This window comes from Pseudomonas sp. Irchel 3E20, assembly GCF_900187645.1.
In the GTDB taxonomy this organism is placed as follows: domain Bacteria; phylum Pseudomonadota; class Gammaproteobacteria; order Pseudomonadales; family Pseudomonadaceae; genus Aquipseudomonas.
In genome coordinates this window covers 481,559-494,700 of record NZ_FYEE01000002.1, presented here as the reverse complement: position 1 = coordinate 494,700, position 13,142 = coordinate 481,559, and the positions used below count along the sequence as shown (strand labels likewise).

Sequence of the window (13,142 nt, the reverse complement as noted above, 5' to 3'; positions counted from 1 at the left end):
CGGAGCAAGGGCGAAATTGCATCCGGCGTGCTCGCCTAATCTGGCTAAGCTGCTTTCGGGGCGGGGTTTAATCGGCCCTTAGCGTGCTCAACACGGAGTGTTTATGTATTGGATATGGGCCGCCCTGATGCTGCTAAGTAGCGACAGCATCGCCGCGCAAACGCCCCTGCGGTTCGCCATCAGCGACAGTTGGGCCATGCCGATGGTGCAGATCGACCAGGGCAAGCCGACCCAGGGCATCCTCCACGACATGATGGTGAGCCTGGCCACCCAGGTCGGGCACCCCGTCGAGTTCCACGTCATGGCCCGCGCCCGGGTACAAACCGCCATGGAGCACGGCGATATCGATGTGCGCTGTTATGCCGCGCAGTCGTGGCTACCGAACCAGTCGGGGGATTACATCTGGAGTATCCCGCTACTCTTCCAGCGTGACTGGCTGGTCAGTGCCAACGCCCACGCCACACCGGTGACCCTCGAAAGCCTGGCGCCGCAAAACATCGGGGCCGTGCTCAATTACACCTACCCCAGTTTGCAGCCGCTGTTCGACAGCGGCCACCTGTACCGCGACGACGCCCGCAGCCAAGAGCAGGTCCTGGAAAAACTGCTGGCCGGGCGCTACCGCTACGCGGTAAGTAACCAGTGGAGCCTGGATTGGTTCAACCAAAAGCTCAGCGCCGAGCAGCGCCTGCAAGGTGTGGCCATCCTCCAGGAACAAAGCGTGGGTTGCTACGTGCGCAACGATCCGAAACTGCCGGTACAACGCATCCTGCGCACTTTGCTGAAGATGAAGATGTCGGGGGAAATCGACGCCATCATCCAGCTCTATACCGGCTCCGTGGAGCAGGACCCGGACGCCTTCGCCCAGCCCTAGGCCTCTTGCGCCAGCGCCTGCCACTGCGCCGGGGCCCGGAACCCCGCCACCCAGCTCGACACTTCTGCCGCCGGCATCGGCCTTGAAATGAAATAGCCCTGGGCCACTTCACAGCCCAACCCCAGTAACAATTGGCCGTGTTCCAGAGTTTCCAGGCCTTCGGCAACCACCTCGCGGCCAAACGCCCGCGCCAGGCCGATCACCGCTGTGGCCAGGGCCAGGTCGTCCTTGTCATTGAGGATGTCGCGCACAAAGGATTTGTCGATCTTGATGGTGTGAGTGCTCAGCCGCTTGAGGTAGCTCAGGGACGAGTGGCCGGTGCCGAAATCCCCCAGGGAGAAGCGCACACCCAGGGCCTGGCACTCTTCCAGGCAAGTGCTGACGTGTTGGATGTTCTCGATGGCTACGGATTCGACGATTTCCAGGTCCAGCAATTGCGGCGACACACCCGGGTGACGCCCCAGGATGATCTTGAGGCGCTCAACGAAATCCGTGCGCTGGAAGTGCCGCGCCGCGATATTGATGGTGACCGGCCAGCGCTGCCCCACGCTTTGCCATTGCAGCAGCTGCTGCAAAACCTGCTCCATCACCCATTCGCCGATGTCGACGATCAGGTCGGTTTCGCGCACCAGCGGCAGGAAATCCCGGGAGGGCACCATGCCGTTTTGCGGGTGCCGCCAGCGCAGCAGCGCCTCGAAGCCCACCACCTCGCCCGCACGCATGTTGACCCGCGGCTGGAAATGCAAAAACAGCTCATCAGCCGCCAAAGCCTGGCGCACGCGCTCGACGGTCTGGTGGGTGACCTTGACCTCGCGATCGCGGGACACATCGAACAGATGAAAACGGTTGCGCCCACTCTGCTTGGCCACGTACATCGCCTGGTCCGCATGGCGCAGCAGGGTTTCGGCGTCTTCGTTGTCGCCCGGGAACAGGGTCACGCCAATACTGGCGAACACGTTGATGTCCTTGCCCTGTATCGAATACGGCGCCGACAGCGCCCCCAATACGCGTTGCAGGGCGGCGCGCAGCTCCACCAGGTCACGCACGTAACGCAGGATCAGGACGAACTCATCCCCTGCCAACCGCGCCACCACATCTTCGCCGCGGATGATGCCGCGCAGGCGCTTGGCCACTTCCACCAGCAGCAAATCGCCACTGGCGTGGCCGTAGCCATCGTTGACGGCCTTGAAGCCGTCCAGGTCGAGCATGCACACCGCCAGCGGAATATTCTCGACCCGGGAGAAATCCAGGGCCTGGTCGAGCAGGTCCGAGAGAAAGGCGCGGTTGGGCAACCCGGTCAGCACGTCATGGCCGACGCGCCACTGCAGGGAATGCAAGAGCTGGCGTTTTTCGCTGACATCGAAGCGGATCGAAACATAACGCTGCACCCGCCCGGTCACCTCATCGAGCAAGGGCACTACGGTGCTATCGACCCAATACAGGCTGCCGTCCTTGGCGCGGTTGCAGATTTCGCCTTTCCAGATATGGCCCAAGGCGATGGTGCGCCACATGGTGCAGAAGAACTCCGCCGGATGAAGGCCGGAGCTGAGCATGCGGTGGTCCTGCCCTAGCAGTTCCTGGCGGCTATAGCCGGAAATCAGGCAGAACTGATCGTTGACGTGCGTGATGCGCCCGGCAAGGTCGGTTTCGGAGAAGATGGCGGCTGCATCCACAGCCCTACGGTATCGCTCATCCATGAGTCAGGCCTGTTGTCGCTAGCGGTTTGACCGCTCGACCAGAGCTGGCGCCCGGAAGAGATGATAAGGAGTGCTGGGTAACGCCGTGTTCATACCCGGTGCGCCCGGCATGGCGACACGCCACTGCACGCCCGCGAAAGTTTGTTCAACAAGAATGACCGACAAACTTAAACGCACATTAAAGCTCCATAAACAGCATTCAATACACCCACCCCGGAATCGACACGGGGCGGGTTGATGGGCCTGTTACACGCAAGATAAAGCGGTTGTTCACCCCAGGGTCCAGGCGCCTAATGTTTTAGCGGGCATTTCCCGCACAGGAATGAAGTTCAACTAGGGTTAATGACGCAATCAGGCAAATCTGGAGCAAAACAGGTCGATGACAATTGGCCAATACCTTCACTCACTGCCAAGTGCCTGTTTTAAATGAATAACACGGCAGTAATGATTCCTATTCGTCAAACCTGTTCTCTCAACGCAGTTCACCGATTGTCAGCCCGGAGTGCCGATTCTACGAAATACATCACATTTTGCAAAGCAAGGTGATGAATCATGGCGTTGTCTAATGCGAAGATTTATCGTTAAGTTCTTGATTCTAAATGGGAATTAAGCGATGCAAATTTCAAGTTTGGGTCCAGCCATCAGGCGTTACCGCAAGGTAGCGGGGCTTACTCAGGCTGAACTAGGTGAAAAAACCGGTTTTGATCCTAAAACCATCAGCCGCTTCGAAACCGGCACCTACACACCCAGCGTTGAAGCCCTGTTCTTGCTTGCCGATGTGCTGGGGGTAAAACTGAAAGCCTTTTTCGCGGATCTGGGCGATGAAGACGAACAGCGAGCCTACTTGTTCGGTGTCATACACAAAGCCACCCCGAAGGATCTGGGAAAGCTGATCGCAGCGGTAGACCAGGCCTTGTCCAAGCCTTAGTGCCCAGTAGAAAAAAACAAGGCGCGGTTATCGCCCCCGGTAACTGTGCCTTGAATATTTGCGCGCCACTTGTCGGGCGCGCAGGCGCACATTGCGGACACAGACAAACCTCACTCGCAGTGAGCGAAATTCAAAAGAAGACAGAGAGGGGAATCAGGACTACCAGCAGCAGACGCTCAAGGCCGATAAGCAAAAGGCTTGGCGTTAAGGTGGCGACCCCACCAGCCACACCCCGGCACACAATGTTCCCGCTGTGGCTGCTGCCTTCCGGCTCTGACCAGGTTCACGGGTAATCGTTGCGGGGGGACCGATGGGGTCACCATAACGACGCTCGCCAGCAGGCGAGCCGCGCCATTGTACCGATCTGACGAGAAGTTACAACCACCGCCTTCAGATAAAAAAACCAGGGCACTCAAGCACTTGTGCGATACGCCCGGCCCTACTGGCTTTGCACCACGGCCTCGGCCCGCCCGCCCGCCTGCGCAATCACCAAGTGCACGAAATGCAGTTTGGCAATCACCGCCGCCGGCAGCACAAAAGGGTAGAAATCCGGCTGCCCCATGCTGCGCGACAACTCGTTGAGCATGCCCGCCAATTCGATCCAGGCGTTGACGAACGCCAAAAACATCGGCCCGCCGGGATGCGTCGGGTCGTAGAGGGTTTCGAGGGGAAACGGTTGGTAGTCCAACTCCATTTCCCGGGCGCTCATGCCAAAGCCCAGAGCCGTATCGACCGCATCCATCATGTGCAGGTAGTGGGCCCAGGTTTCCGCCCAGTCCTCCCACGGGTGCATGGTTGCGTAGGCGCTGACGAACCCCTGCTGCCAGTGCGTCGGTGCACCTTCCTGGTAATGCCGCTCCAGGGCTTGGGCATAGCTGTCGCGCTCATCGCCGAATACGCGGCGGAACGGCCCCAGCCACTGGCTGCCCGCGATTAACCGATCCCAATAGTAATGGCCCACCTCATGGCGAAAATGCCCGAGCAAGGTGCGGTAGGGCTCGCCCATCTGCACCCGCACCCGTTCGCGGTGAGCGTCGTCGGCTTCCTTGATGTCCAGGGTAATCAGGCCGTCGGCATGGCCGGTGGTGGGGTTGCGCCCTTGCAGGTCGGTGCCGACGAAATCGAAGGCCAGGCCCGTCGCCTCGTCCTCGCGCTTGGCGATGACCGGCAAGCCCAGGTCGAGCAACTGCGCGACGAGGCGGCGCTTGGCGATTTCTACCTTGCGCCAGTGCTCGTGGTTTTCTACCAAGGAAAGATCGGGGATGGTGCGATTCAATCGGCAAGCCACGCACAAGCCCTGGCCCTCCCCGGCCGGCACCAGCCAATTGCAGGCCGCCGGCGTGTCGAGATTGGCGCAGCGCACAAAGGCGCCGGCCTGGGGGTCGGCGTCCAGCCACCAGGTTTCGGGCGAATCGGCCGGTTGCAGCGACGTCAGCCGCCCCGGCACGGGTTGATAGCCTAGGGCCGCGGAACAGGCCAGGCACTGGCTGTTGCGGAAAAACAGCGCCTGGCCGCAGCGGCACGCCCAAACCTTACTGTTGCGCGATGGCCCGCTCGCAAAGGGGGCGGCGATGCGCGAGCCGAGCTGCTCGAAGAAGCGGTACATGGCGATTTCCTCCAGTGGTCTGCACTAGATCAACGCCCCGCATGGATCGTTCCCACGGGCCGCTTACACCGCGATGTTGTGCTGCCCCAAGAAGGCAACGAACGCCGCTTCATCCAACACCTTGAGCCCCAGCTCATTGGCCTTGGCCAACTTCGAGCCCGCGCCCGGCCCGGCCACCACGCAATGGGTCTTGGCCGACACCGAGCCGGCGACCTTGGCCCCCAGGCTTTCCAGTTTGACCTTGGCCACGTCGCGGCTCATCAGCTCCAGCGAACCGGTCAGCACCCAGGTCTGCCCCGCCAGCGGCAAGCCTTCGACCTGTTTTTTCTCGCTCTCCCAGTGCATGCCGAACGCCTTGAGCTGAGCCTCGATGCTCAGGGCCAGGGCGACGTGGTGTGGCTCATCGAAAAACGCACGCACAGCCTTGGCCTGCTTCTCGGGCAGGGCCTGGCGCATGTCCAGCCAATCGGCGTCGATCACCCCTTGCAAGGTGCCGAACTTGTCGGCGAGCTTCTTCGCCCCACCCGGCCCCACCGAAGGAATGTTGAGCTTGTCGATCACGCCGTCGAGGGTGGCGCTGGCCGCGAACTCGGCCGCCAACTCACCCTGCTCCTGGATCTGCAAGCCGCGCTCCAACAGTTGCTCGATCACCGCGCGGTTGTGGGCATCCTCAAAAAAGCTGTGGATTTCGTGGGCCACTTCCAGGCCAACATCCGGCAAGTAGGTCAACACCTGCGGCAAGGCCTGTTGAACGCGCTCAAGGGAGGCCAGGGAGCGCGCCAGCACCTTGGCGGTCTCCTCGCCCACATCGGGGATGCCCAGGGCATAGATGAAGCGCGCGAGGCCCGGGCGCTTGCTGTCGGCGATCGCCGCCAGCAGGTTGTTGCTGGACAGCTCGGCAAAGCCTTCCAGGCCCACGATCTGCTCGAAACGTAGGATGTACAGGTCCGCAGGCGAACGGACCAAGCCTTCGTCCACCAACTGCTCGACGCTTTTCTCCCCCAGGCCTTCGATGTCCATGGCCCGGCGCGAGACGAAATGGATAATCGCCTGCTTGAGCTGCGCACCGCAGGCCAGCCGCCCGACGCAGCGATACACCGCGCCCTCGCTGAACGTTTCACGGCCCTTGCTGCGCTTAACCAGTTGTGTGCGTTCAACATGAGAGCCGCACACCGGGCAGCACTCGGGGATCTGCACCGGCCGGGCATCGGCCGGGCGGCGCTCGGTGACCACTTGCACCACTTGCGGGATCACATCGCCGGCGCGGCGGATAATCACCGTGTCACCGATCATCAGGCCCAAGCGTGCCACTTCGTCCATGTTGTGCAATGTCGCATTGGCCACCGTGACCCCGGCCACCTTCACCGGTTTCAAGCGCGCCACCGGCGTGACGGCGCCGGTGCGGCCGACCTGGAACTCCACGTCCAGCAGCTCGGTGAGCTCTTCCAGCGCCGGGAATTTATGGGCAATCGCCCAACGCGGCTCGCGCGCGCGAAAGCCCAGCTCACGCTGCGCCGCCAGGCTGTTGACCTTGAACACCACACCATCGATTTCGTAGGGCAGCGCATCGCGGCGCGCGCCGATGTCGCGGTAGTAATCCAGGCACTGTGCGATGCCGTTGGCCAGTTTCAACTCGTGGCTGATGGGCAAGCCCCAGGCCTTGAGCTGTTGCAGGTTGCCGATGTGGGTGTCGGCGAACTCTGCCGAGACCTGGCCCAAGCCATAGCAGCAGAACTCCAGCGGGCGGCTGGCAGTGATCTTCGAGTCCAATTGGCGCAGGCTGCCCGCCGCGGCGTTGCGCGGGTTGGCGAAGGTTTTGCCGCCGGCCTCAAGCTGCGTGGCGTTGAGGCGTTCGAAACCGGCCTTGGACATATAGACTTCGCCGCGCACTTCCAGCGTGGCCGGCCAGCCAGAACCCTTGAGCTTGAGCGGAATATTGCGCACGGTGCGCACGTTGACGCTGATGTCCTCACCCGTGGTGCCGTCGCCGCGGGTGGCGCCGCGCACCAGCACGCCGTCCTGGTACAGCAGGCTGACCGCCAGGCCATCGAGCTTGGGTTCGCAGCTGTACTGCACCTCGGCGCCCGCGCCAAACAGGTCGCCGGCCGGCAAGTCGAGGCCCTCGACCACCCGCCGATCGAACTCGCGCATGTCGGCTTCTTCAAAGGCATTGCCCAGGCTGAGCATCGGCATTTCATGGCGCACCTGGGTGAACGCCGACAGCGCTGTGCTGCCCACACGTTGAGTAGGCGAGTCGCTGGTGACCAAGTCCGGGTGGGCGGCTTCCAGGGCCTTGAGTTCGTGGAACAGGCGATCGTATTCGGCGTCCGGGATGCTCGGTTCGTCGAGGACGTGGTAGCGGTAGTTGTGCTCGTCCAGTTCGGCACGGAGTTCCAAGATGCGGGTTTGAGCGGCGGTCATGGGGGTTTTCTCAAAATGCAAAAGAGCAGCCGAGGCTGCTCTGTGTTTATTCAATGCGGCGCCAGCCAACCCGGCGCCGGCGACTCAACGCTTCTGGGTCAGGGCGCGGCGCTCGAACTCGACGATGCGCTGGCGATAGTGCTCGATGGTCTGGGCGGTCAACACGCTGCGCTGGTCGTCCTTGAGCTCACCATTGAGTTCCTGGGACAGCTTGCGGGCGGCGGCGACCATCACGTCGAACGCCTGTTTGGGGTGACGCGGGCCCGGCAGGCCAAGGAAGAAACTCACCGCCGGGGTGCTGAAGTGGTCGATATCGTCCAGGTCAAACACCCCTGGCTTGACCGCGTTGGCCATGGAGAACAGCACTTCGCCGTTGCCCGCCATGCTTTCGTGGCGGTGGAAAATGTCCATCTCGCCAAAGCGCAGGCCGCTTTCCAGGATGTTCTGCAACAGGGCCGGGCCCTTGAAACCGCCGCTGTCGCGGCAGATCACGCTGATGACCAGGACTTCTTCGGCCTGGGGCTGATCTTTTTCCGCGGCAGCCTTGGCCACCCGCGGTTCTTCGGAGAAATCGGTGTCGCGGGCACTGAAACCTGGGCCTTCTTCCAAGTCCAGGTTGAGGTTCAAGTCGCCCTGCTGTGGCTCGCCGCCACGCTTGCCACGTTTACTGCCCGCTTCACGGGGCTCGCGGGCCGGCATGCTGACGGATGGCAAGTCATGCTCATCCAGTTGCGGTTCTTTATGGTTGTCCAGCACACGGGGCGGCCCCAGCAGCTCAGCGCCGCCGCTGTCGTCATCGGGCAAATTGGACAGGTTGCGGTCCAGGCGAAACTTGAGTTTGCCCTTGCCGCCGCGCATGCGGCGCCAGCCATCGAAAAGAATACCGGCAATGACAACAATGCCGATGACGATCAGCCACTCGCGCAGACCGATTTCCATGTAATCCCGTGCCTCTATGAAAAATGCTGATGAATAAAGGGTTTAGCAAGCTGCAAACCCCTTTAAAACGTGGCGCCAACTCTATGTTCTGACAGGCGTTTTGCCCACGCATACGAAAAATTGACATTAAACTAGCACGACCAAAGAGAACTTTACACCGTCTGTCAATGTTGACACGCAAATTGTGTCATTTAGCCATCTTCGTGCTGGACGGTAAAAGCCCTTACAGCAGCAGTAGATTAAACCCTACAAACCACAAGCCAACTACCTACCCGCTTGCAGCATGTCACTTACAACTTGCCGCCTAACTTTCCACCATAGCCATCGCTTCTTCGACGTCCACCGCCACAAGCCTTGAACAGCCTGGCTCATGCATGGTCACCCCCATCAACTGATCGGCCATTTCCATGGCGATCTTGTTGTGGGTGATGTAGATGAACTGCACGGTCTGCGACATCTCTTTGACCAACCGGGCGTAGCGTCCAACGTTAGCGTCATCCAGCGGTGCGTCAACTTCGTCGAGCATGCAGAACGGCGCCGGGTTCAACTTGAAGATGGCAAATACCAGCGCCAGGGCCGTCAGGGCTTTCTCTCCGCCGGAGAGCAAATGAATGGTGCTGTTCTTCTTGCCCGGTGGGCGCGCCATGATCGTTACCCCTGTATCGAGTAGATCTTCGCCCGTCAGTTCCAAATAAGCGCTGCCGCCACCGAAAACTTTTGGAAAGAGTGCCTGTAGCCCACCATTGATCTGGTCGAACGTGTCCTTGAAGCGGTTGCGGGTTTCCTTGTCGATCTTGCGGATCACGTTTTCCAAAGTGTCGAGGGCTTCCACCAAGTCGGCATTCTGGGCATCCAGATAACGCTTGCGCTCCGATTGCTGCTGGTATTCGTCGATGGCCGCGAGGTTGATCGCCCCCAGCCGCTGGATACGCGCCGCGATGCGTTCCAACTCTTCTTCGGCCTCTTTCTCGTTTGCTTGAGCGGCCAATGTGGCCAATACGCCATGGAGGTCGTAGCCATCTTCCAATAACTGGTCTTGCAGGGCCGCGCGCCGCACGGTCAAGGCCTGCCACTCCATGCGTTGCTGTTCCAGTTGGCTGCGGATCAACTGTGACTGCTGCTCGGCCTGGCTGCGGCGTTTCTCGGCGTCACGCAACTCGCGGTCGGCATCTTCCAGGGCAATTTGCGCGGTCTTGAGTTCGACGTCCACGGTCATGCGTTTGTCGAGCAACTCTTCGAGTTTGAGGCGCAATTCTTCCAGCGGCGCCTCGCCCTCTTCCAGGTTGAGGCTCAGCTGTTCGCGCTTCTCGCTCAGGCGTTCTGATTGCAGCTCCAGGCGTTCCAGGGCCTGGCGCGTGGAGTCGTGCTGCGCCTTGAGCGAACCCAGGCGTACCGCCAATTGATGGGCGTGATCCTTATGGCTGCGGGACTCCTGGCGCACACGGTCAAGGCGCTCGCGCAGGCTGTCGCGCTGGGCCAGCAGCAGTTCGCGCTGCTCGGTGTCCAGGGCCATGCTGTCGAGGGCCTCTTGCAACTGCAAGCGCGCTTCGCCGACCTGCTCGTGCTCCAAGGCGCGCTGTTCGCCCAACTCCGTCAGTTCCTCGTCGAGGCGGCTGCGGCGCAGGGTCAACTGCTCAGCTTTGGCCTTGCCGGCGGAGAGCTGGGCCTTCAATTCGCCTTGCTGGCGTGCTTCGTCCTGCAACAAGCGGCGCAGGTGTTCGCGGCCGTTTTCCTGTTGGCGCTGTTGGGCGCGCAGGGTTTGCAACTGGGTCTCGAGGCTTTCGACCAGGGCTTCGCGTTCTTCGCGTTCCGCCCCCAGACGCTGGATTTCCTGGCCCCGGGCCAGCACCCCGCTTTCGGCTTCGCTGGCGCGGCGCACCCGCAAAAAGTGCCGGCCGACCCAATAACCGTCGCGGCTGATGAGGCTTTCACCCGCCGCCAGTTGGCCGCGCAGCGCCAGGGCCTGGTCCAGGTTTTCCACCGGCCGCACCTGGCCCAGCCACGGCGACAGATCGGCCCGTGCCTCGACTTTGTCCAGCAGGCTGCCCGGCACCCGCACGCCGTCGCGGGCGGGGCTGAGCAGGCGCAAATCGCCCTGCTGGAACCCCGCCAGGTCGACCCCGGCAAAATCGTCCACCAACACCGCTTGCAGGTCGGCGCCGAGCACGGTTTCCACCGCCAGCTCCCAGCCTGCTTCCACGCTCAGGCCTTCGGCCAGGCGCGGGCGCTCGGCCAGCCCTTGCTCACGCAACCACTGCGCGGTGCCGGTGCCTGGGTCAAGCGCCGCTTGCTGCAAGGCTTCCAGGGAAGCCAAGCGGCCGTTGAGGCGCTGCAACTCGCCCTGGGCCTGCTGCTGGCTCTGGCTGGCGCGCTGCAAGTCCTGGCGCAGTTGTTCCAGGCGTTCGACCTGGGCTTCTTCGCTGGCCTGCAAATCTTCGAGGGTGGCTTCGCTGGCGGCCAGTTGTTCGTTGAGTTCGAGGATCGTTGCATCTTCCGGGTCGGCCGCCAGCAAGGCGCGTTCTTCGCTCAAGCGGCGCTGCCGGTCGGCCAGGCGCTCCATGCTGGTTTCCAACTGCTGGATGCGCGATTGCTGAACCTGGGCCTGGCGCTGCGGCTCGGCGCTGCGCAGGTTGAAGCTGTCCCATTGCTCTTGCCAGCCATGCATGGTGGCTTCGGATTCTTCCAGGGCCGCGGCAGCCTCCTCGGCGGCGGCGCTGGTGACTTCCTGCTCCGGGGTGAGCAAACCCAGCTCTTCGCCCAGGGTCAGCAGCAAGGTGCGGTCGTGGCCCAGGTGCGACTCGGTTTCCAGGCGTGCGCGCTCGGCTTCCTTGAGGTCGTCCTGCAATTGGCGCAAGCGTTGCTGGCCGTGCTGGATGCTCTGCTCGACGCGGGCAATGTCGCCGCCTACGGAATAGAAGCGGCCCTGCACCAAGTTGAAGCGCTCGGACAGTTCATGGTGCCCGTCGCGCAGGCGCTCGATGCTCGCGTCCGCGTTGCGCTGCTCGGCCACCAGGGCCTCGAAGCTGACTTCCTGGTTACCGATGATCGCCTCGCGCTGCCCCACTTGCTCGTTCAGCGCCTGCCAGCGCAGGGCCGAGAGTTGCGCCTTGAGTTGGCGCTCCTCGCCCTTGTATTCCTGGTACTTCTCGGCAGCCTGGGCCTGGCGGTGCAGGCGTTCGAGCTGGCGTTCCAGTTCTTCGCGCAGGTCGGTCAGGCGCGCCAGGTTTTCGTGGGTACGGCGGATACGGTTTTCGGTTTCGCGGCGCCGCTCCTTGTATTTGGAGATGCCCGCCGCTTCTTCGATGAAATTGCGCAAATCCTCGGGTTTGGCTTCGATCAGCTTGGAGATCATGCCCTGCTCGATGATCGAGTAGCTGCGCGGCCCCAGGCCAGTGCCGAGGAAGATATCGGTGATGTCGCGGCGTCGGCACTTGGTGCCGTTGAGGAAGTAGCTGTTCTGGCTGTCGCGGGTCACTTTGCGGCGGATGGAGATTTCCGCGTAGGCCGCGTACTCGCCCACCAGGGTGGCGTCGGAGTTGTCGAACACCAGCTCGATGCTGGCCTGGCTCACAGGTTTGCGGCTGGTGGAGCCGTTGAAGATGACGTCGGTCATCGACTCGCCGCGCAGGTTCTTCGCCGAACTCTCGCCCATCACCCAGCGCACGGCATCGATGATGTTCGACTTGCCGCAGCCATTAGGCCCGACGACCGCGGCCATGTTACTGGGGAAGTTCACCGTCGTCGGGTCGACGAACGACTTGAACCCCGCCAACTTGATGCACTTGAGCCGCACGCTTAGGCATCCGCCAACGCAGAGAGCATCAGGTTGCAACTGCGCTGGGCGTAGGCCGAGAGCACGATACGGATGTGCGGCAGGTCACGGGCCATGACGGCGCCCAGCAGTTGCTCGAACAGTTCCAGATACTCGCTCATCTCCGACTTGCGCTGCTCCAGGGCCAGGAAATACGCGCGGCTCATGGCCGGTTGCAGGTTTTCCACGGTCTCTTGCAGGTACGGGTTGTTGGCGAACGGATAGGCGGCGCGCATCACGCTGAAACTGTCGTCGACAAAGGTGCGGATGTCCTGGCGCTCATAGCTGGCGGTCAGGCGCTGCTGGATTTGCAAAAACGGCGCCAGGTCCGCCTGCACCAGCCAACCGCTGGCCACGGCGTTGCCCAACAGGATGTACAGCTCGCTCATCAACGTACACAGGCTTTGCAGCTTGTGGGCGGTGAGTTCGGTCACGTGGGCGCCGCGTCGCGGCAGGATGGCGATCAGGTGGCGGCGCTCCAGGATCAGCAGGGCTTCGCGGACCGAACCGCGGCTGACATTAAGCGCCAGCGTGACCTTCTGTTCCTGGATCCGCTCCCCCGGCTTGAGGTCCCCGCGAATGATGCGTTCGGCGAGGTGGTGAGCAATTTGCTCGGCGAGGCTGTCCGGCGCCTTGAACGTCATGGTTTTCCTTCGAAATCTTCGATCAGTACAAGCGGCGCAGTGTAGCGCAATTGCCGTTGATGGCGCAGGGCCCGCACGGCGCAATTGGCATGAAATACGCAGCGTAATACCTGAAAACCTACCGTGGCCGCCATCAACCTCCTGGGCGATACCCAGAAGCCGCGAAAAACCGTTGCGCGCCAGCAACCACGGGGATCTGGACCATACTTTCAAGGTTGCGCAACC

8 protein-coding genes and 1 other RNA gene are annotated in these 13,142 nt (G+C 62.0%); 2 read left to right on the top strand and 7 right to left on the bottom strand.

The window, feature by feature from the left end; translation table 11 throughout:
• Positions 1 to 103: 103 nt before the first annotated feature.
• Positions 104 to 871 (top strand): ABC transporter substrate-binding protein, encoded by a 768-nt coding sequence (locus CKW13_RS05605; RefSeq protein WP_095107601.1) that lies wholly within the window; start codon positions 104 to 106, stop codon positions 869 to 871.
• On the opposite strand, the gene CKW13_RS05600 is transcribed toward CKW13_RS05605, so the two are convergent.
• On the bottom strand, positions 868 to 2,568 hold the full coding sequence (locus CKW13_RS05600; RefSeq protein ID WP_095107600.1) for a bifunctional diguanylate cyclase/phosphodiesterase: 1,701 nt from the start codon (positions 2,566 to 2,568) through the stop codon (positions 868 to 870). The genes CKW13_RS05605 and CKW13_RS05600 overlap by 4 nt on opposite strands.
• Before the next feature lie 613 nt (positions 2,569 to 3,181).
• Between CKW13_RS05600 and CKW13_RS05595 the strand changes: the two genes are divergently transcribed.
• The gene (locus tag CKW13_RS05595) at positions 3,182 to 3,496 is read left to right on the top strand and encodes a helix-turn-helix domain-containing protein (protein ID WP_095107599.1); all 315 of its coding nucleotides are present in this window, start codon (positions 3,182 to 3,184) and stop codon (positions 3,494 to 3,496) included.
• Positions 3,497 to 3,712: 216 nt separating this feature from the next.
• Here CKW13_RS05595 and ffs read toward each other — a convergent pair.
• The 6 genes from ffs to CKW13_RS05565 all read right to left on the bottom strand — a co-directional run bounded on the left by ffs (position 3,713) and on the right by CKW13_RS05565 (position 12,917).
• Positions 3,713 to 3,809, bottom strand: an RNA gene (ffs, locus tag CKW13_RS05590) — signal recognition particle sRNA small type.
• Positions 3,810 to 3,935: 126 nt separating this feature from the next.
• The gene (locus CKW13_RS05585; protein WP_095107598.1) at positions 3,936 to 5,102 is read right to left on the bottom strand and encodes a putative zinc-binding metallopeptidase; all 1,167 of its coding nucleotides are present in this window, start codon (positions 5,100 to 5,102) and stop codon (positions 3,936 to 3,938) included.
• A gap of 63 nt (positions 5,103 to 5,165) precedes the next feature.
• Complete coding sequence (gene ligA / locus CKW13_RS05580) at positions 5,166 to 7,523, bottom strand: NAD-dependent DNA ligase LigA (RefSeq protein WP_095107597.1); 2,358 nt, start codon at positions 7,521 to 7,523, stop codon at positions 5,166 to 5,168.
• An 84-nt stretch (positions 7,524 to 7,607) separates the two neighbouring features.
• The gene (gene zipA, locus CKW13_RS05575) at positions 7,608 to 8,462 is read right to left on the bottom strand and encodes a cell division protein ZipA (RefSeq protein WP_095107596.1); all 855 of its coding nucleotides are present in this window, start codon (positions 8,460 to 8,462) and stop codon (positions 7,608 to 7,610) included.
• 304 nt (positions 8,463 to 8,766) lie between these two features.
• A complete protein-coding gene (gene smc, locus CKW13_RS05570; RefSeq protein ID WP_095107595.1) occupies positions 8,767 to 12,255 on the bottom strand; it encodes a chromosome segregation protein SMC in 3,489 nt (1,162 codons plus the stop codon).
• A 2-nt stretch (positions 12,256 to 12,257) separates the two neighbouring features.
• Entirely contained in the window at positions 12,258 to 12,917 is a 660-nt protein-coding gene (locus CKW13_RS05565; RefSeq protein ID WP_095107594.1) for a GntR family transcriptional regulator, read from the bottom strand.
• Between the last annotated feature and the right edge of the window lie 225 nt (positions 12,918 to 13,142).

Bases quoted from the DNA above. Each gene is read 5' to 3' on its own strand.
- CKW13_RS05605 (WP_095107601.1), top strand. From the start codon at position 104: ATGTATTGGATATGGGCCGCCCTGATGCTGCTAAGTAGCGACAGCATC.
- CKW13_RS05600 (WP_095107600.1), bottom strand. From the start codon at position 2,568: ATGGATGAGCGATACCGTAGGGCTGTGGATGCAGCCGCCATCTTCTCC.
- CKW13_RS05595 (WP_095107599.1), top strand. From the start codon at position 3,182: ATGCAAATTTCAAGTTTGGGTCCAGCCATCAGGCGTTACCGCAAGGTA.
- CKW13_RS05585 (WP_095107598.1), bottom strand. From the start codon at position 5,102: ATGTACCGCTTCTTCGAGCAGCTCGGCTCGCGCATCGCCGCCCCCTTT.
- ligA (WP_095107597.1), bottom strand. From the start codon at position 7,523: ATGACCGCCGCTCAAACCCGCATCTTGGAACTCCGTGCCGAACTGGAC.
- zipA (WP_095107596.1), bottom strand. From the start codon at position 8,462: ATGGAAATCGGTCTGCGCGAGTGGCTGATCGTCATCGGCATTGTTGTC.
- CKW13_RS05565 (WP_095107594.1), bottom strand. From the start codon at position 12,917: ATGACGTTCAAGGCGCCGGACAGCCTCGCCGAGCAAATTGCTCACCAC.